Source organism: Vibrio neptunius (assembly GCF_000967495.1).
GTDB lineage: Bacteria > Pseudomonadota > Gammaproteobacteria > Enterobacterales > Vibrionaceae > Vibrio > Vibrio neptunius.
Map to the genome: position 1 here is coordinate 258767 of NZ_JXXU01000001.1, position 20099 is coordinate 278865.

Genomic DNA, 20099 nt, shown 5'->3' on the forward strand with positions numbered 1-20099 from the left:
CTATTTCTTGTTCAAATAGACTGTCATTCAGCGTTTATCCTTGACTCCAAATGCCCACAAGGCGCCAAGTATACCTCGTAACTTCACTTTAGTTGCTCTCCAATGGGTGGCTGGAGTACGCGGCGCTACTCTGAGTAAGTGGTCATAAGCACTTTGGTCAAACTCGACCTCACCTCCATGAGCCAGTAACAAAGTTTTAGGCGCCATTTCGTATATGCGTTGGAGGGATTGCCGGTACTGATTAGGATAAAAAATAGGAAAAGGGGCGATCAGTCTTTTCTTCACTTCCACCATTAAGTCGGCAACATAAAGGATATCTTGCTGCTCATGATGAAGAGATAAATCTCGATCAGTATGACCTGGGGTCTCTAACACTTTCCAATCTTCAAAGCAGGGAATGGCTTGTCCATCCGTGAGCTTAATATCAGGGTGTAGATTTCGTGAATACCATAATTTTCGCTTAGGACGCTTCATTCTCCCTGCGACCCAGCGAGCCAAGGCCAGATCCGTCAAGTGCATTAAGATACCATCCCAACCACCGTACCATTGCTTGTCTTTCTCAGCTGATACAATTTTGCAGCCCGTCAGCTCTCTCAGCTTATGAGCAGCTCCAGCGTGATCTGGGTGCATGTGGGTCACAACCACCACCTTGAGGGAGTGAAAAGGCTTACCGAGTGTTTCAGTGATGTAGCGCTCTAAATATGGAACATCTGCCCTACTCGCCCCGTCCAGTAGCATAAGCTTATCCGGATACTCGGCTAAGTACATTTTCTGAATATAACCATCAATGGTATGAAGCTTCATTCGAACTGCCAATTTAACAATGTATTTACATTTTCCAATTTAGCAATACGCCAATAAATGAACAGCGCAAACATTTCACGATGTGACATCGGACCAGTAGCCGAGATATAAGAATTAGCGTTTAAGTCTCAAGAGACGCCCATCTGTGCGGTAGAAAATCAGAGCGAGCAAAATCAAACTACACCCTAGCAGTTTGTTGGCCGAGAGCTGTTCGCCATACCAAAGAATACTGAGTATCACGGTCCATATCGGCTCTAGTAGCATGATAAGGGCAGCATTTCCTGGATTGCTGTGTTTCTGGCCAAGCGTCTGCATCACGTATCGCAAGCTGGTTGCAAGAACAGCACTGGCAGCAAACCATCCCCAAATGCTGGCATCCACACTAATCGGCACGGTCTCAAACACAGCAGAAGCCGTTAAACCAATCACGCCAGTAACAAACAGTTGAATACAAGTCAGTGTCAGTACTGGTAAGTTTTGTGCTAGGCGGCTATTCACATTGAAATGCAAAGCAAGTAAACAGGCATTGGCTAAGAACCAGAGTTGCCCAGCTGAACTGTTCCACTCTCCTTGCAAAGAAAGAAACGCAAGGCCAGATACCGCAATTGGCATTGCAATCCAGAAAGCACGCTTTGGCCGCTCCTTGTACAGGCCCCAAGCAACAATAGGAACAATAATCATAGATAAGCTGACAATAAACGCCCCTTCACCAAGGGTCTCACTGACTGCGATAGCATGTACCCAAGCAAGAAGCGCAAGGGCCAGAATACAACCGCCACCCATTGCTTGAACAAGCTGTTTTAGGCTGAGTTGTTTAAGTGATTTGAAACAGAAAGGAAGCAAACATATTGAAGCAACCACAAAGCGTAAACCGACAAAGCCAAATGGTGGTAAACCTTGAATCGTTTGTTTGGAAAAAATCCACCCTAAACCGGCCAATGCGGTAGTGGCTACGAGGATCCAAGCGGCTTTGCTTTCTGAGTTCAATACAAATTCTCTTTAATTATTATTCTGTTAATTGTCGAATGCCCGATAGTCGCAGATTTGTTCAAGAATTACCAAGAAAAGTCTGATCCTATTTTCGTACCCAATACTACATATGCAGAGAATATGGTGGCCCTTGATGAAAAGAATCCCCCGACACCAAAATCATATGTGACTCAACATATGCATTTCTTTACTTGCCACGTTACTAAACGTTATTCAGGCACCTCGAAAACCACTGTATAACACTGTATGAGAAAAAGTGTTTTAGATCACATTTTCTCATGCTTTTATCTAATCACATCACTAGGTTCGAGACAATATTTTAACTTTAAAAACAGACACTTAAAAAACGCATTCAGACATCCCACAAAATAAACGTACAAAAAGACAACAAATATTGCTTGATCAACTGATACAATAAAACTACTGTATATACATACAGCATGTATATAAGGACAGTAATTATGTTTCAGGTACACACTCCAAATCGCTTAGTTTCCAAATTCAATGTATTGGCTCAACCAACTCGACCAATGAACATTGCAGACTCGACGCTCAGCCGTTTAGCAGGGTTGTCTAACCAGAAGCAATGGATATTGTTCACCGCAGAATGTCCTCGTCCAGATTACGAGCAGTTCTCTTCATACAATGTCAGCTGTAAAAAGATTATTCAGATGAAATCTTCGCAAACACAGACCGAATTTGAAATCGTAGTGAAAGCAATTAAATCCGGTAATGCCAGCGCTGTTGTCGCATCAGATAATATTGAACTCTTAGAACAATCATTACTTCGTGATCTCGCGTGCCAATACCATTGCGAAGTCTTTTTTGTTGAAAACCAATTCAAGCAACTCCACTAGTTTCATTTGCACTGTTTTACGCCTCTCGGGTTGAGAGGCTTTTTTTTGCTCATTTCTATCCCCTCACTACCACTCAAGAGCAAACGTTTGCTTTTTATCTGGAAGGTTAATTTAGTTCTGGTATGATTCTCTGCAAATCGATTGCCTCTCACGGGCAACCTTCCATTTTTGACAAAGATAGGAATGTCTAAATGAGTCTCGCTGATCAAGTTCTTGCTGTTAATGATGATCTTCCCATTCGTACCAACAAACCCGTTCATAGTGGCAAAGTACGCTCTGTATACTGGCTAACAGAGGAAGACAGCCAACGTCTGATTAAGGAAAAAGGCTATGATGTTGCGGAAGATGCACCGCTTGCCATTATGGTCATCAGTGACCGCATCTCTGCATTCGACTGTATCTGGCACGGACAAGGTGGATTAAAGGGCGTTCCCGGTAAAGGTGCTGCACTCAACGCAATTTCCAATCATTGGTTTAAACTCTTTAAACAGCATGGCTTGGCGGACAGTCACATATTGGATATTCCTCATCCTTTGGTGTGGATCGTGCAGAAAGCGAAACCAATAATGATTGAAGCGATTTGCCGTCAGTACATTACAGGTTCCATGTGGCGCTCATATGAGAAAGGCGAACGAGAGTTCTGCGGTATCGAGTTACCGGAGGGCCTAGAAAAAGATAAAGCGCTTCCAGAACTGCTAATGACACCTTCAACAAAAGGTATTTTAAAAGGCATTCCGGACGTACCTGAGGCGGATGACGTCAACATTACTCGCCAAAACATTGTTGATAACTTCGCAGCATTCAACTTCTCCAAAGCAGAAGATATCAGTCAATATGAAAAGCTACTGCGCGAAGGTTTTGTTGTCATTAGCAACGCATTGGCAGAAATCGAGCAAATCTTTGTCGATACTAAATTCGAATTTGGCTACGTAAAAGATGCTGCGGGCAAAGAAAAACTTATCTATATGGATGAAGTCGGTACACCTGACTCATCGCGAATTTGGGACGAAATCGAATACGATGCGGGCAACATCGTAGAAAACTCGAAAGAAGGCTTCCGCCAGTTCTTACTTAACCACTTCCCTGACCCTGATATTCTGCTCAACAAAGAGCGCATGCCTGAGCGCGAAGCTTTAGCTCGCAATAATGAGCTTCCGCTCGAATCATTGATGGACATATCACAAACTTATACAAGTATCGCAGAGAAGATCACCGGACGACCAATCAAACTGAGTGCCAATCCGAAACAAGAAATTATCAATGTGCTAAGCCAAGAATACGGTTTGGTTGACTAGAAAATAACGCCCAAGTCATCACTTGGGCGTCTTTCTCTAACTTACTATCCCTTAAAACCTTCTACGGTCACCTGTTCAATGTAAACCTGAGCCAAATGGCCTACAAAGCAACGGCCCGGATTATCCCCTAGGATCCATTCTTCTGGCGTAAACAATTCAAACAACCCAAAGCTTGCCAATGCTGGAATGGCTAACTTTAAATCTTGCTCTACTTCGCCACGCTCCCCTTGGTTGTATCTGATTATATTGTGCAGCATCGCCCCAACGGTTCCAGTTGGAATCTTAGTGCCATCTTTCAATGTTACTATCGGCAGTACCTGACCTTCAGCAACTATTTTGTGGTTAACCGCCGAAAGCTGCTGTGCTAGAGATGTATTCTTATCCATTTCTCAATCCTCTTTTGATTGCTGTTACCTAAGGTTTCCAAGTCATCACGCTTGCAACCTCAAACACAGGGATAGAATAACGACTAACGAACAGGCATAATTTATTCAAATAGACATAATATTTACTTATTACGCCACATGAATTGCATTGAGTTATTGAAAATTCATCACCCAGCGGCATCTGAAACCGAATGGCACCAGCATGAATATGCGCAGCTTTACTGGGTGAGTAAGGGTATATTTACGATTGAAACAAGTGATCAGCAATGGACGATAACTCCCGCATGCCTTGGCTGGATTCCTCCCCATTTACAACACAGATCTGATGTTGTATCTGACATAGAAGCGGTCATGATCTACGTACCTTTAACTTGGCTCAATGCCTTTCCGCAACAAGCGAAAGTCATTAAATCCAACCCCCTTATTCAAGCTCTCATTGAGCGAATGACCCATTTCGATTTCTCAGCAATGACAGAGCCTCAACAGCGACAATTTCAAGTTCTGCTGGATGAGGTTCACCTTGCTCCTGCAAGTAATCTCTATTTACCTCTCCCCAAGGAAGCAAAAATGCGCCAAATCGCCGATAGTCTATTAGAAACACCAGATGACGCTCGCTCGCAAACAGAATTGGCGCATGATTTTGGTACCAGCACACGAACTTTGAGTCGACTGTTCAAGAAAGAAACCGGGATAGCTTTTGGATTCTGGCGGCAACAAGCCAGACTCATCAGCTCATTGCCTTTGTTGGAGAAAGGCTTAAGCATCACTTGCGTCGCACTGTCCTGTGGCTATAGTAATACCAGCACTTTTATCACTGTTTTTAAAGCGCGGTTTGGCGTCACTCCAAGTGTGTATTTCGGTTCACGGTAATGGCGTTTCAGTATCTGCCACAACTCGTAATAGAGGCCAGTTCTCCACCCAGCGCTTACTTTTCACCCTTTGATGAAACAATACTTCTGAGCGCTTAGGATTATGCGTCACTTTCAAGGCAAACAAACTATCAAAACCAAATGATGAAAGGCACTGGTACTTACCGCCGGCAAGCAGTCTAATTGCCACCGCGGTTTCTTTTTCCGGCCAGAAGCTCATCGCATCAATCAAATCCGTATACGCTCGATCACCATTGCGCTCATGCATCATGGCTTGGTTTCTAACCTGCCAGTTCGCGTGCGGCATTAACTCCTGAAGCTTCCATTCGTAAGCCTTGTATCGTTCTGGATCGGATTCATCCAAATCAAAATAGATGACATCAAGATCATTGAGTGGTGTTGGGCTTTCTTTGTGGTGTAGCTCATCCCACACTAGGTTTCTGACAAATCCTGCCGCTAAGAAAGCATGGGGGATCTCAGATTCAGTAACACACGCTAAAGCGCGCATCCGAAAACTGTCTTTTTCAAGCCATTGGATTATCTTGTCGCTGTAGTTTTCCATTTTGTCCTTCGGAATTTTTCATTGTGTCTAATCCTAACATGACGTGATTAAACGGTTCCTAGATAAATCGACCACTTACGACTGATAGAATGTTTGATCAGGCTCGTATCTAATTTGAGCTATCAAAGGTATAACAGGCCCATCTTTCTTTTGTGGCCTTTTCAATGGATTACGTTGCCCTTTCCCGAATCAGCTTAAAGCACCTGACGGTATTACATGTACTGTTAAGTACACATAGTGTCAGTGGCAGCGCTCACGTTTTATGTGTTACCCCATCAAGTGTGAGTAAAACACTCAGCCAGCTTAGAGAACAACTTAAAGATGAACTCTTCTATCGGGAAGGAACGTCACTGGTACCCACACCTTTTGCGTTATCTGTTGCCAAAGACGTACACAAGATCCTTGCTTGTATGAACGGAATACTCCACCAAGGGGAGTTTGAACCTAAGAATTTTTCCGGAACGGTATCACTTTCGATGCGCGAGAGCACCTTCGAGCTTTTTTCTGGGAGAATCACCAAGATTGGTCGTCAACTAACATCAGCCAACATCCAGATTTTCGCTAAGGAACAACTCAGCTTTGATGCTCTGCTACGTGGACAAGTTGATTTTATGATTTTGCCTCACGATATCAGTCAACCGCCGACACGCAGTCGTGACCTAGTCTGGGAGCAGATTCAGGAGGATGAAATGGTCTGCTTGATGAGGCCAACGCACCCTCTGGCTAACCAATCGATTAACACTGAGCAGTACCTTGCTTACCAGCACATCGGTATTTTAGATAAGGACCTGTCCGCCCCCTACTTTGAGCAGAAACTCACACAACAGTATACATCGAGAAACATCGCCATTTCCGTCGCTGATTTTGGCTCAGCGGCGGTTATCTGTCACCAAACTGATTTGTTACTGACTTGCTCAAAAATGTGGGCAGAGAGATCGCTGCAGGCAGAGGCTTTGATTCAAAAGCCTCTGCCGTTTTCCTATGGAAAAGTGGCTTACAGCTTGGTCTGGAACCTAGCGAGCTTGAATGACCCAGCTCTGAAATGGTTGCACTCCCAGCTGATTAAACCGGTTTAAACATAAACACTGGGTAGCTGAATGTACTGGTGAATCAGTGGTCGTAGAGCATCACGAAACTGCAACATTTGCGATTCTGTACATTTCGGCCACTCTAGCGCTTCCCCCATTACTCCATGATGCTGAAATGCATTAAGCCGCACAATAACGTTGTCAGGCAGAGTATTAATAAGACGTGCGACTTCTGTGACTTCTTTGTCCAGATCACTTCTGTTAGGGACATGCAGTAAACGAAGCTCATGTAATTTTTGCTTGTCTGCCAAATAACGTATTGACTGAACCACCTTGTGATTATCACGCCCCACCAACCATTGATGTGTCTCTTCCTGCCAAGATTTAAGGTCGATCATTACACCGTCGAGATAAGGCAGCACCCTATCCCAACCTGACTCACCTAGGTAACCATTACTGTCAATGAAACAGGTAAGATGGCAAAGCGCCTTGTCTTCTTTGATGTATTTGAATAACTCAACAATAAAAGGCAACTGCATTGTCGCTTCACCACCAGATATCGTGACACCGCTGAGAAACCACTTTTGCTCATATATCATCTCGATGATTTCTGATACCGAGTAGTGACGCACTTTAGGGCTGGACCGATGTGTGCACACATCGATGCACTGGTCGCAATGCGTACATTGGTTCTCGTCCCATACGACTTTATTGTTGGTGTCGAACGACAGAGCATTTTCCGGGCACCCTTGGACACAATCCCCGCAGTGATTACAATAGTTAATCGTATGGGGATTATGGCAGTTAATGCAGTTAAAATTGCATCCCTGTAGGAAAAGGACCAGTCTATTACCTGGCCCATCCACACACGAGAACTTGAGAATACGGCTAACGATGGCCTGCCTTTCGCTCATATGCTTACCCTATTTGTAAACAGGCTGGCTTTCCATACTCACAACTCGCGGAGCTCTATCCAAAATCCCTGTATTATTGGCTGCTTCAGCGCCAAGGAAAGTCGTATTTTTGCGCGAACCTTGCTCTGAGAACTTATCTATATCTGACAGTTTGATCATATAGCCCGTTACTCGCACCAAGTCATTGGAAGCCACATTAGCCGTGAACTCTCTAAATCCCGAACTCAGTGCCCCTTTACACAGATCGAACATTGCTTCTGGGTTTGACTTCACCGTTTCATCTATTGTCAAAATATCACTAATACCAGAGGTGTAATACTGATGGTGCTTGGCAGTCGCTTGTACATAAGCCACAGGGTCAGGCTCTGTGCCATAGGGAATGCGAACTCCCGGAGTTACGCCTTGATCAAGGCTGATCCCCCCTTGAGCATGTAGAAGCGCTTTACCTTCAAGGCCGTATTTCACCTCTGAGCCTTGCACGATTTCAGCCAGTCTTTCAGAAATTAGATGGCCTAGCTCGTTCGCTTCTAGGTCATGCCCATAGCAACCCTTTTCTCCAGATTTCTCCATAAGAAGATTAACCGCTTCAGCCATACCGTAAATACCAAACATTGGCGCAAAGCGTTCTTCGTCAATCAAACCTTCTTTGGTCAAGAAACCTTTAAAGAAATTCGACTTCTCATGCAAATGAGAACTTCGTGAGTTCATCAACTCGACCAATAATTCACTGTAATAAGGCAACAGTTGATTGAGGAAGTCTTCCGTGTCTGATGCTAGGTTCGCCAACAGCTTGAGATTCAATCTGACTAGGGTGTTCGACCCACCAGCCAAAGGCAGAGAGTTATAGCAACTCACAATACCAAAGCGCTTTTCACCGTAGCTACTCGCGTGCATTGGATAATTAGCAATATGAGGTTTACTGCACTCACAAATGTTACTTGTTGCCTGACGTAACAAATCATCCGGTGTCACGTTAGGGTCATACATAAAGGTCAGATTTGGTGCGATTTGCTTTAGCTCAGCATCTATTTTTAGGATCGTTCGACAAATGATGTTATCTGAGGGGCCAATATTAACGTGCATAAAAGCATCAGGCAGTGTTCGGTCTAACATGATCCAGAATCGCTTGAGCTTCTGATAAATCGCCTGTTCACTGAATTCACCTACATAAGGAAGCAATACATCATCAAGCTGCCCAAGATAAACCGGTATATTCGTCACTGACGGTACATGATGATATATGATTGTCAGCAGGTTAATCGCTTCATCAAAATCACTCGCTGGCTCTAGCTCGAGATACTCAGACCCTTGTTGAAGAAACTTAGCATAGTCAGGCAAGACATAGCGTGGCTTAAATGGTGCATGGCCTTCAAACATATCGCATAAAATACCCTCTTCCATTGCAAGACGAACAGGCTCTGAAATTGGCATATAAGGCAGACTTGCTTCTGCTTCCAAGGCTAAAAACTGATTCTTCTGTTTAGGATTTAATTTGGCATCAGTGACAATTTGTTGCACACGATGTTGGAAAGAGTTGAGAGCGTCAGACATTGTATATTCCTTATTGTTTTTAAGGATTTTAGATGCACATTCTCTTTGTCGACAATTGAAATATATTTAAACCCTCTTTTCCAATTTGGAAAATCATGGCAAATAAAAAGGCTCGGTAGTAGACCGAGCCTTTTCTATTTTAATCGGATACTTACAACTTGAATCGACCAATTTCCTGTTCAAGTTTATGAGACAAATCCGAAAGCTGAGCGGCTTGAGCTGCAGCGTCATGAGCTTCGTCAGCAAGTTCGTTTGATACATCACGAATGCCGACCGTGTTACGAGTGATCTCCGAAGTCACTGATGCTTGCTCTTCTGCAGCAGAAGCAATTTGTGTCGCCATATCACTAATTTGTTCAACCGCCGATTGAATCTGAGTTAAGCTCACTGCAGCTGAATCTGCGTCTGTTACACTAGTATCTGTAAGTTGACGACTGTCATCCATAATACCAACTGCTTTGCCAGTGGTACTTTGCAGCGTTTCGATCATTTGCTGAATTTCTTGAGTTGAAGCGTGTGTACGTTGGCTTAAAACTCGAACTTCATCGGCAACAACCGCAAAACCACGGCCTTGCTCACCAGCACGTGCAGCTTCGATTGCTGCGTTCAGTGCTAGTAGGTTCGTTTGCTCAGCGATCCCCTGAATAGTAGATAGAATGGTGCTGATGCTATTACCATGAGCTTCAAGTTCCAGAATAACATCAGTGGCAACTTGTACTTCCTGCGCTAGGTTCTGAATAGAAGACTGAGTCTGTACGACTTGCTTACTACCGTGGACACACGCCGTCACAGCTTCGGTTGAATTTTGTGCAGTATTGTCTGCATTACCTGCAATCTCTTGTGTTGCCGCTGCCATTTCATTGATAGCTGTCGCCACCATGTTAATTTCATCTTGTTGGAGACGAATTCTGGCGCTTCGCTCTTCCGCATGCTCTGCCGTCAGCTTAGCTTGCTCAGACAGTGATGCAGATACATGACTCAACTTGGAGACCATGGCGTGCATATTACCTACAAAGGTGTTGAAGTTAGTTGCCAGTTGGCCAACTTCGTCGTCACTACGAGGCTCAAGGCGTTGGGTAAGGTCACCTTCCCCGGAAGCGATCTCTTCAAGAGCACGAGATACGCGTCCAAGATCGCGGAACAGGAAGCTTACTAGCCAAGAAACCACAGCAATAACCATTATTGTGATTATCGTTGCCGTTAGCAGCAGGTTCTTAAGCAAAGCGGTATGGGCCGCTTCTTCAGTTTGGCGATCCATCTCAATCGCGAAAATCCACTGTGTACCTGGAACCTTCTTAAAGAAATAGAATTTCTCCTGACCATTACGCTCTATCACTTCCATTGTCCCAGAGTTCGCCGCTTGCTCAATGGCGCTCATGGTGAACTTTTTAGACAGTGTAGTCACGGGGTCAAGAGATAGATCTTTGTTCGGGTGCGCGAGGAATGTACCGTTTTGAGTATCAATCAACATTGCATAGGCATTTTCACCTGCATCCAAATTGATAACGTCATCGATAAGTTGATCGATCAATACATCAGCACCTACTACGCCTACCAATTGGCCATTACGGCGAACAGGTTCTGCGATAGTAACTAACAGTGCGTTGGTGATAGCATCTTTGTACGCTGTGGTAATGATCTGACGACCTGCCGCATTGGCATCTTTATACCAAGGACGAACACGTGGATCGTAATCCGCTCGGTTACGCTCAGGATGAGAGCGGTACATCGCACCTTCTGGAGTACCTAGAAAAATATCATCAAAGCCACCCGCTTTACGGGCCTGCTGAAGAAAAGGAACAACGTCTTGTTCTTGGCTGTAATCGTTAAATGCTTTCGCAATATCTTCACGGATAGTAATCCAGTCCGATATACCCTCTGATGCTGTGGTGGCTAGGCTTTCTGCTCTGGCATTTACGCCATTGCGAGTTTGTTGGAAGAGTTGGTCGGCAGAAAGCCAAGTCAGCGCACTCGCCATGAGTACAACGGCTAATAAACTAGAGCCGATGAGTTTTTGTTTTAGTGACAATTTCATGATCATTAATATTGGTTGTGGAACAGACAGAAGCTGCGAATTTTATAGGCAAATGTGCGTGCGTGCACGTAATATTATTGAAAATTTATTTAACCGTAACTATTTGTAATAACGCTATTTTTTTGGCGTCAGAGCCTTGTCAGAAACAATTCTATCATTAGTGAGTGGAGTGTGATTATAGATCAATAACTTATTGGCTTATGACGATGCGTTAACTGGCTAAACCACAAAAACCAGTAGAAAAGTGCCAGTTGAGAATACCTTTTCATGCCCCTAAATTGGCAGCACTGACTCCTTTTTTTGTCGTTTATTGACCATTACCTAAGAGATTAACCAGACAACGTAGGCCAATTAGGGATACAAAAAAGCCGGGTTAAAACCCGGCTTTTGAATGGCGTCGAAGACTATTCTTGTTCGCCTGCGTCAGTATCAGAGTCTGGCATAGATTCTGGAGAGACTTCAGAAGCTTCACCTTCCTGAGCTTCTACTTCTTCACCTTCAGGCAAATCAGCTTCTTCCACTTCATCAATACGCTGCAAACCTACAACGTTTTCGTCTTCAGCTGTGCGGATAAGAGTAACGCCTTGCGTGTTACGACCAACTTGGCTAACTTCAGCGACGCGTGTACGGACCAGAGTTCCAGCGTCAGTGATCATCATCATCTCGTCGCCTTCTTCTACCTGAACCGCGCCAACAACGTTACCGTTACGCTCAGACACCTTGATAGACACAACGCCCTGAGTTGCACGACCTTTGGTTGGATACTCAGCCAGCTCTGTACGCTTACCGTAACCATTTTGCGTCACTGTCAAAATGTCACCATCGTTAGAAGGCACAATCAGTGATACAACCTGATCATCGTCAGCCAGCTTCATACCACGTACGCCTGCCGCAGTACGTCCCATCGCACGAACTTTATCTTCGCTAAAGCGAACCACTTTACCAGCTTGAGAGAACAACATGATATCGCTACCACCATCGGTGATATCAACGCCAATCAATGAGTCATCTTCACGTAGGTTAACCGCAATCAGACCATTAGAACGTACGTTGGCAAACTGATCGAGAGAAGTCTTCTTAACCGTTCCATCACCCGTTGCCATAAAGATGAACTTCTCTGGGCTGAATTCAGAAACAGGTAGAATTGCCGTAATACGCTCGTTCTCTTCCAACGGAAGAATGTTCACAATTGGCTTACCACGTGCTGTGCGGCTAGCTTGCGGTAGTTGGTATACCTTCAATCGATATGTTTTACCACGGGTAGAGAAACATAGGATGTTATCATGAGTATTAGCAACAAGCAGACGCTCGATGTAATCCTCTTCTTTCATCTTAGTTGCACTCTTACCTTTACCACCACGTCGCTGTGCTTCGTAGTCGCTGAGTAACTGGTACTTAACGTAACCTTCGTGCGAAAGCGTCACAACAACGTCTTCACGAGCAATCAGCTCTTCCATGTCGATATCATGAATTGCTGCGGTGATTTCTGTGCGACGTGCATCGCCGAAACCATCACGAACCGCTTCAAGCTCTTCGCGGATCACTTCCATCAAGCGCTCAGTACTTGCAAGGATGTGCATTAACTCGGCGATTTCTTCTAGAAGCTGCTTGTATTCGTCAAGAATCTTCTCGTGCTCTAGGCCCGTTAGTTTCTGTAGTCGAAGATCTAGGATCGCTTGTGCTTGCTGCTCAGTCAGGAAGTATTGACCATCACGGATACCAAACTGAGGCTCTAGCCACTCTGGGCGAGCCGCATCTGTACCTGCACGCTCAAGCATCGCTGCCACATTGCCTAAGTCCCAACCACGAGCTACTAGACCTTCTTTGGCTTCCGCTGGTGTTGGAGCGCGACGGATCAGTTCAATGATTTCGTCAATGTTTGCAAGTGCAAGTGCCAGACCTTCAAGGATGTGCGCACGTTCACGAGCTTTGCGTAATTCGAAGATAGTACGACGAGTCACCACTTCACGGCGGTGGTCAACGAAGCACTTCAGCATATCTTTCAGGTTAAACAGTTGTGGCTGACCGTTGTTCAGCGCAACCATGTTGATACCGAAAGTCGTCTGTAGCTGAGTATTGGCGTACAAGTTGTTCAGAACAACTTCACCTACCGCATCACGCTTACATTCGATAACAATGCGCATACCGTCTTTATCAGACTCGTCACGTAGTGCACTGATGCCTTCAACTTTCTTATCTTTAACCAGCTCGGCAATTTTTTCGATTAGGCGAGCTTTGTTAACCTGGTACGGAATCTCTGTGACAATAATGGTTTCTTTACCATTCTTGTCTGCTTCGATCTCCGCTTTAGAACGCATGTAGATCTTACCGCGACCTGTTTTGTATGCGTCTACAATGCCTTTACGACCACTGATAAGCGCTGCCGTCGGGAAATCAGGACCAGGAATATAATCCATTAGTTCATCAATAGTGATCGCTTCATTATTGATATAAGCCAGGCAGCCATCGATTACCTCAGTCAAGTTGTGCGGAGGAATGTTGGTTGCCATACCTACTGCGATACCAGAAGCACCATTCACCAGTAAGTTAGGAATTTTTGTCGGGAGAACGGCCGGGATTTGCTCCGTACCATCATAGTTAGGTACGTAATCAACCGTTTCTTTGTCTAGGTCAGCCAGAAGTTCATGGGCGATTTTCGCCATGCGGACTTCGGTATAACGCATTGCCGCCGCTGAGTCACCATCGATGGAACCAAAGTTACCTTGGCCATCAACAAGCATGTAACGGAGTGAGAACGGCTGAGCCATACGTACGATCGTGTCGTACACAGCGCTATCACCGTGAGGGTGATATTTACCGATTACGTCGCCAACTACACGGGCAGATTTTTTGTATGGTTTATTCCAGTCATTACCTAGTACATTCATCGCGAACAAAACGCGGCGGTGTACAGGCTTTAGGCCATCACGCACATCTGGAAGAGCACGACCAACGATAACGGACATCGCATAGTCAAGGTATGAACCTCGAAGCTCATCTTCAATGTTTACGGGCGTGATCTCTTTAGCTAGATCGCTCATAGAGCCAATATCCCTCTATTTATAGATCGTATGTACAATACGTTTAAGGTGCAAAAATATAACACACAAATCGACAGTTCGGCATTACTTTCCCTCTCCTTTTATCAGGTTGTGAGCTTGGTTGTGAATCAAATGCTGAGAAATTGCACACTCTGAATTTATCCCGCTGATTTGTGGCTATATTTTCACCACGCCTTGAGAAAAGTGATCCCTCCTATGGAGAGTTAGGAGTTAAGCGCTATAATGCTTACCTGTTTCAAGGAAGTCGTTAAGCAAATAGAGTAGTTATGACCCAGTCACAAAATGTCGATCCAAACGAAATCAAAAAATTTGAAGAAATGGCCTCACGCTGGTGGGATTTGGAGGGTGAATTCAAGCCTCTGCATCAAATTAACCCACTACGGCTCAATTACGTATTGGATAACGCGAATGGCTTGTTTGGCAAAACCGTCCTCGACGTTGGTTGCGGTGGTGGTATTCTTGCTGAAAGTATGGCGAAAGAAGGCGCAACAGTGACTGGCCTTGACATGGGTAAGGAACCGCTCGAGGTCGCTCGATTACATGCACTAGAAACCGGCACACAGCTGACTTATATTCAGAGTACAATTGAAGACCATGCTCGTGACAATGCAGAAATGTATGATGTTGTAACCTGTATGGAAATGCTCGAACATGTGCCAGATCCTCAGTCCGTCATCAGTGCGTGTGCTGCTCTAGTTAAGCCCGGTGGTCATGTGTTTTTCTCCACACTAAACCGTAACTTTAAATCTTATCTGTTTGCTATTGTAGGTGCGGAAAAGTTGCTGCGTATTGTTCCAGAAGGCACACATGATCATGAAAAGTTTATTCGTCCAGCTGAACTCATTAAGATGATTGACCATACCGAACTGACAGAAATGGGGATCACAGGTTTGCGTTACAACCCATTAACAGATAGCTATAAGCTCGGCAATCAAGTGGATATTAACTATATTGTTCATACGCAAAAGCACTAATAAAAACTTATAGCATACTAAAATAAACTCCTAAAAAAGCGGTGGCATATTGCCCCGCTTTTTTCGTTGTTTTTCCTCTGTTTTCGTGGGTCTGATTCCAAAATGTACAACCAACAAATCACGCTCAGAATGGTTGAAAGATCAAGGAATTTTTTTTTGTTTGTGGTTACTTCTAAACCGATCCTAAAACGGTAATTTTATACAATCAATTGGGCCCTAACACCATCGGTTAGTATTCACTTACTGAAATTTTTAATTTTGTTAGTTATCCACAAGTCATCCAAGATCTCCAACTTGAAAAGCCCCCCAGATAGCACTATCTTGTAAGTCGCACAGCAATGCACCCCTATATGTTGTGTTTAGACTACAATATATAGATAGACTTTGATCACAAAGCCGGTACATTTTTTACAAGAATTACACGAAAACACGGCTTTTATCAGTTTTGTTAGGGAAATTAAGCAGAATGAACCAACAACTAACCGTTACTAAACGTGACGGCCGCAAAGAAAGTATTGATCTGGAGAAGATCCATAGAGTGATTACCTGGGCTGCAGAAGGCCTAGATAACGTTTCTGTTTCTCAGGTAGAACTGCGCGCTCACATTCAGTTCTATGATGGAATCACGACTACTGATATCCATGAAACTATTATCAAGTCAGCGGCCGATTTGATCTCAGAAGAAACACCAGATTACCAATACCTAGCTGCTCGACTAGCCGTATTCCACCTGCGCAAAAAAGCGTATGGACAATACGAGCCACCAACGCTGCATGACCATGTTTCACGCCTTATTGATATGGGCAAATATGATCAGCACATTTTGGAAGACTATACAAAAGCTGAACTAGATGAGCTGGATGCTTACCTAGATCACAAGCGTGACCTAGACTTCTCCTATGCAGCCGTTAAGCAGTTGGAAGGTAAGTATTTCGTTCAGAACCGTGTATCTGGTGAAATCTACGAAAGTGCTCAATTCCTGTATATCCTTGTAGCAGCGTGCTTGTTTGCTAAGTATCCAACAGAAACACGTCTTGACTATATCAAGCGTTTCTACGATGCGACTTCGACATTCAAGATTTCGCTACCGACCCCGATAATGTCTGGTGTCCGTACGCCAACGCGCCAGTTCAGTTCATGCGTTCTGATTGAGTGTGGGGATAGCCTAGATTCCATCAACGCCACAGCAAGTTCTATCGTTCGCTACGTTTCTCAACGCGCTGGTATTGGTATTAACGCTGGCCGTATCCGTGCTCTGGGTTCAGAAATACGCAATGGTGAAGCATTCCATACTGGCTGTATTCCTTTCTACAAGTACTTCCAAACTGCTGTAAAATGCTGTTCGCAAGGTGGTGTTCGTGGTGGCGCAGCAACCGTATTTTATCCTCTATGGCATGGTGAATCTCAAGCATTGATGGTGCTTAAGAATAACCGAGGCGTAGAAGAAAACCGTGTTCGTCATATGGACTACGGTGTTCAACTCAACCGTCTAATGTATCAACGTTTGGTTGAAGGCGGCAACATTACGCTGTTCTCCCCATCAGACGTACCGGGCCTATACGACGCGTTCTTTGAAAACCAAGATGAGTTCGAACGTCTTTACGTGATGTATGAAAACGACCCATCAGTGAAGAAAGAAACAGTCAAAGCTATCGAGATGTTCTCTATCTTGATGCAGGAGCGTGCTTCTACAGGTCGTATCTATATTCAGAACGTTGACCACTGTAATACTCACAGCCCATTTGACTCTGAAGTCGCACCTGTTCGCCAGTCTAACTTATGTTTGGAGATTGCTCTTCCAACGAAACCTCTGACAAACGTAGAAGACGACTCAGGTGAGATCGCACTATGTACGCTTTCAGCATTCAACTTAGGTGCTATTACGTCTCTTGATGACTTTGAAGAGCTCTCTGATCTGGTCGTTCGCGCGCTTGATGCTCTGCTGGATTACCAAGACTACCCACTACCCGCAGCTTACAAGTCAACGATGAACCGTCGTACCTTGGGTGTGGGCGTCATTAACTACGCATACTACCTAGCTAAGAATGGTGTAAAATACTCAGACGGCAGCGCTAACGGCCTCACACACCGTACTTTCGAAGCCATTCAGTACCACCTACTGAAAGCCTCTGTAGCGCTTGCAAAAGAGCAAGGTAAATGTCCTTTGTTCAATGAGACTAACTATGCGAAAGGCCTTCTTCCAATCGATACGTACAAAAAAGACGTTGACTTGGTTTGCGATGAACCGCTTCATTACGACTGGGACGGTCTTCGTGAAGAGATCATGACTCACGGCCTGCGTAACTCAACACTAACGGCGCTAATGCCTTCAGAAACATCTTCACAGATCTCAAATGCGACAAACGGTATCGAGCCTCCACGTGGCTACGTATCTGTAAAAGCATCGAAAGACGGTATCCTGAAGCAGGTTGTTCCTGAGTTTACTGAATACAAAGATAACTACGAGCTTCTTTGGAATATTGGTTCTAATGACGGTTATCTACATCTGGTTGGTATCATGCAGAAGTTTGTCGATCAGGCAATTTCAGCCAACACTAACTATGACCCAAGCGGTTTCGACAGTGGTAAGGTGCCAATGAAGAAACTGCTCCAAGATCTGCTAACAGCGTACAAATATGGTGTAAAGACACTTTACTATCATAACACTCGTGATGGTGCGAGCGATGACCAGAAAGACGCTGTACAACCACAAGACGATGATTGCGCAGGCGGTGGTTGTAAGATCTAATCACTAGTTCATTATTGAACTAGCAAGGCTTAACAGATTATTTGCCCCTCGCTTGAGGGGCTTAAAAGGAATTGAGGCATTATGGCTTACAGTACTTTTAACCGAAACAAAAATGACCAACTGAAAGAACCAATGTTCTTAGGTCAGTCAGTCAACGTCGCTCGTTACGACCAGCAAAAATTCGAGATCTTTGAAAAACTGATCGAGAAACAACTATCTTTCTTCTGGCGTCCAGAAGAAGTTGACGTATCAAGCGATCGCATCGACTTCAACAAACTACCAGAACATGAAAAACATATTTTCATTTCTAACTTGAAGTACCAAACATTGCTAGACTCCATCCAGGGTCGTAGCCCAAACGTTGCTCTACTTCCTTTGGTATCGCTACCAGAGGTAGAGACGTGGATTGAAACGTGGTCGTTTTCCGAAACAATTCACTCGCGTTCGTACACCCATATCATCCGTAATATCGTGAATGACCCTGGTTTGGTATTTGATGACATCGTAGAAAATGAGCACATTTTGAAACGTGCTGAAGACATTTCACACTACTACGATGATCTGATTCAAATGACGAATGACTATCATCGCTACGGTGAAGGGACACAGACAATCAATGGTAAAGAAGTGAAGGTGTCACTTCACAACCTCAAGAAAAAGCTTTACGTATGTCTGATGTCTGTAAACGCCCTAGAAGCGATTCGTTTCTATGTCAGTTTCGCGTGTTCATTTGCATTTGCAGAGCGTGAACTTATGGAAGGCAATGCGAAAATCATTAAGCTTATAGCTCGTGATGAAGCGCTGCACCTAACAGGTACACAGCACATGATTAATCTGCTGCGTAATGGTCAGGACGATTTTTCCTTCATGCAAATTGCTGAAGAGTGCAAACAAGAATGTTTTGATCTATTCAAAGCCGCGGCTGAACAAGAGAAAGAATGGGCAGAATACCTGTTCAAAGATGGCTCTATGATCGGTCTCAACAAAGATATTCTTTGTCAGTATGTTGAATACATCACTAACATCCGTATGCAGGCAGTCGGCCTTGATGCAGCGTATCCAGAAGCAACGTCTAACCCTATTCCATGGATCAACGCTTGGTTATCTTCAGATAACGTACAAGTTGCACCACAAGAAGCGGAAATATCATCTTACCTAGTCGGTCAGATCGATAGTGACGTACGTGCAGATGACTTTAAGGATTTCGAACTGTAATGCCCAACATAAAAATCAATGGAATCACTGCGATTCAGTCTAACCCTTCCAATACCATTCTGGAAACAATGGAAAAAGCAGGGATTGAGCCTGAATACAATTGCCGAGATGGGCACTGCGGCGCTTGTCGTTGCAAGCTGCTCAAAGGTGAGGTGGAATACATTGGTTTTGCGATGGCGTATACTCAGAGTGACGAAATTTTACCCTGTATAAGTAAAGCTAAGTCAGACATCGAAATTGACGAAGTCCATTACACTCTAAAAGAAAAAAGTGCATAACTATGCACCAAACATAAAGCCCGGCTCGCTATGCCGGGTTTTATTTTACTATTTAGGCACGAATCTGAATACCGGATAAGAACTCATCGGCAGTCAACATTGACACTGCTTTGTCGGCAATCTCTCGTCCGTCGTCATCAAACAAAGACAAGCGATAGCCTAATGAATTTTCTTGATTTTTTTCTTCCGGAGCATGGAGCCACATAGAAATAACGTCTTGGTTATCATCGCTAAGTGCTTCTCCTAAAACCACTTTCTGACTCGCCACTTGATACCAAACCATTATTTTTGAATGATGGAACATGCTAACCTCCCTGAGCAATATCTGCGACGAACTATCATTTTAAGCACAATTAAAACAAATGCACGTGGCAAATCAGAGACAAAGTTGGCATCTATTTAAAATCATCGATTTAAGCTATAGATGATTTTCTTCTAAGAAATATTTATGAAAGCATGCAAGTAATAAGAAGCATATTCATTCACTTATTACTGCATGCTGCTCGGTACAGATTTGACAGTTATTTAAG

At 44.2% G+C, this 20099-nt stretch carries 17 protein-coding genes; 8 read left to right on the forward strand and 9 right to left on the reverse strand.

Translation table 11 applies throughout. The annotated features are described in order from the left end of the window. Positions 1 to 27: 27 nt before the first annotated feature. Positions 28 to 804 (reverse strand): MBL fold metallo-hydrolase, encoded by a 777-nt coding sequence (locus tag TW84_RS01120; RefSeq protein ID WP_045973837.1) that lies wholly within the window; start codon positions 802 to 804, stop codon positions 28 to 30. 114 nt (positions 805 to 918) lie between these two features. Continuing rightward, positions 919 to 1791, reverse strand: coding sequence for a DMT family transporter (locus TW84_RS01125; RefSeq protein WP_045973838.1), 873 nt, complete (start codon positions 1789 to 1791; stop codon positions 919 to 921). A 464-nt stretch (positions 1792 to 2255) separates the two neighbouring features. On the opposite strand from TW84_RS01125, the gene TW84_RS01130 reads away from it, so the two are divergent. Beyond that, on the forward strand, positions 2256 to 2651 hold the full coding sequence (locus TW84_RS01130; RefSeq protein WP_045973839.1) for a hypothetical protein: 396 nt from the start codon (positions 2256 to 2258) through the stop codon (positions 2649 to 2651). A gap of 191 nt (positions 2652 to 2842) precedes the next feature. Further along, a complete protein-coding gene (locus tag TW84_RS01135) occupies positions 2843 to 3946 on the forward strand; it encodes a phosphoribosylaminoimidazolesuccinocarboxamide synthase (RefSeq protein ID WP_045973840.1) in 1104 nt (367 codons plus the stop codon). A gap of 44 nt (positions 3947 to 3990) precedes the next feature. Here TW84_RS01135 and TW84_RS01140 read toward each other — a convergent pair whose 3' ends face one another. Then, positions 3991 to 4332: a DUF7709 family protein gene (locus TW84_RS01140; RefSeq protein WP_045973841.1), complete on the reverse strand. Its 342-nt coding sequence runs from the start codon at positions 4330 to 4332 to the stop codon at positions 3991 to 3993. A gap of 156 nt (positions 4333 to 4488) precedes the next feature. Here TW84_RS01140 and TW84_RS01145 point away from each other — a divergent pair, with 156 nt between their 5' ends. Next, entirely contained in the window at positions 4489 to 5202 is a 714-nt protein-coding gene (locus TW84_RS01145; protein WP_275041651.1) for a helix-turn-helix domain-containing protein, read from the forward strand. Here the strand turns inward: TW84_RS01145 and TW84_RS01150 are convergent. Continuing rightward, a complete protein-coding gene (locus TW84_RS01150; protein WP_045973843.1) occupies positions 5194 to 5763 on the reverse strand; it encodes a nucleotidyltransferase family protein in 570 nt (189 codons plus the stop codon). The two genes, TW84_RS01145 and TW84_RS01150, sit on opposite strands and share 9 nt — an antisense overlap. Before the next feature lie 164 nt (positions 5764 to 5927). Between TW84_RS01150 and TW84_RS01155 the strand changes: the two genes are divergently transcribed. Further along, positions 5928 to 6839: a LysR family transcriptional regulator gene (locus tag TW84_RS01155; protein ID WP_045973844.1), complete on the forward strand. Its 912-nt coding sequence runs from the start codon at positions 5928 to 5930 to the stop codon at positions 6837 to 6839. Here TW84_RS01155 and TW84_RS01160 read toward each other — a convergent pair. The 4 genes from TW84_RS01160 to gyrA form a co-directional block, all read right to left on the reverse strand. Continuing rightward, the gene (locus tag TW84_RS01160) at positions 6836 to 7705 is read right to left on the reverse strand and encodes a YjjW family glycine radical enzyme activase (RefSeq protein ID WP_045973845.1); all 870 of its coding nucleotides are present in this window, start codon (positions 7703 to 7705) and stop codon (positions 6836 to 6838) included. The genes TW84_RS01155 and TW84_RS01160 overlap by 4 nt on opposite strands. A gap of 9 nt (positions 7706 to 7714) precedes the next feature. Further along, the gene (locus TW84_RS01165; RefSeq protein ID WP_045973846.1) at positions 7715 to 9256 is read right to left on the reverse strand and encodes a YjjI family glycine radical enzyme; all 1542 of its coding nucleotides are present in this window, start codon (positions 9254 to 9256) and stop codon (positions 7715 to 7717) included. A 151-nt stretch (positions 9257 to 9407) separates the two neighbouring features. Then, a complete protein-coding gene (locus TW84_RS01170; RefSeq protein WP_045973847.1) occupies positions 9408 to 11291 on the reverse strand; it encodes a methyl-accepting chemotaxis protein in 1884 nt (627 codons plus the stop codon). Positions 11292 to 11695: 404 nt separating this feature from the next. Then, the gene (gyrA, locus tag TW84_RS01175; protein WP_045973848.1) at positions 11696 to 14332 is read right to left on the reverse strand and encodes a DNA topoisomerase (ATP-hydrolyzing) subunit A; all 2637 of its coding nucleotides are present in this window, start codon (positions 14330 to 14332) and stop codon (positions 11696 to 11698) included. A 287-nt stretch (positions 14333 to 14619) separates the two neighbouring features. Here gyrA and ubiG point away from each other — a divergent pair, with 287 nt between their 5' ends. From ubiG to yfaE, 4 genes are all read left to right on the forward strand, one after another. After that, positions 14620 to 15327, forward strand: a complete 708-nt coding sequence (gene ubiG / locus TW84_RS01180) for a bifunctional 2-polyprenyl-6-hydroxyphenol methylase/3-demethylubiquinol 3-O-methyltransferase UbiG (RefSeq protein ID WP_045973849.1) — start codon at positions 14620 to 14622, stop codon at positions 15325 to 15327. A 466-nt stretch (positions 15328 to 15793) separates the two neighbouring features. Further along, positions 15794 to 18076, forward strand: a complete 2283-nt coding sequence (gene nrdA, locus TW84_RS01185; protein WP_045973850.1) for a class 1a ribonucleoside-diphosphate reductase subunit alpha — start codon at positions 15794 to 15796, stop codon at positions 18074 to 18076. Positions 18077 to 18157: 81 nt separating this feature from the next. After that, positions 18158 to 19291, forward strand: coding sequence for a class Ia ribonucleoside-diphosphate reductase subunit beta (gene nrdB, locus TW84_RS01190; RefSeq protein WP_045973851.1), 1134 nt, complete (start codon positions 18158 to 18160; stop codon positions 19289 to 19291). Next, the gene (gene yfaE / locus TW84_RS01195) at positions 19291 to 19569 is read left to right on the forward strand and encodes a class I ribonucleotide reductase maintenance protein YfaE (protein ID WP_045973852.1); all 279 of its coding nucleotides are present in this window, start codon (positions 19291 to 19293) and stop codon (positions 19567 to 19569) included. Before nrdB ends, yfaE begins: the two co-directional genes overlap by 1 nt. 52 nt (positions 19570 to 19621) lie before the next feature. On the opposite strand, the gene TW84_RS01200 is transcribed toward yfaE, so the two are convergent. Beyond that, positions 19622 to 19873 (reverse strand): hypothetical protein, encoded by a 252-nt coding sequence (locus TW84_RS01200; protein WP_045973853.1) that lies wholly within the window; start codon positions 19871 to 19873, stop codon positions 19622 to 19624. Positions 19874 to 20099: the final 226 nt, after the last annotated feature.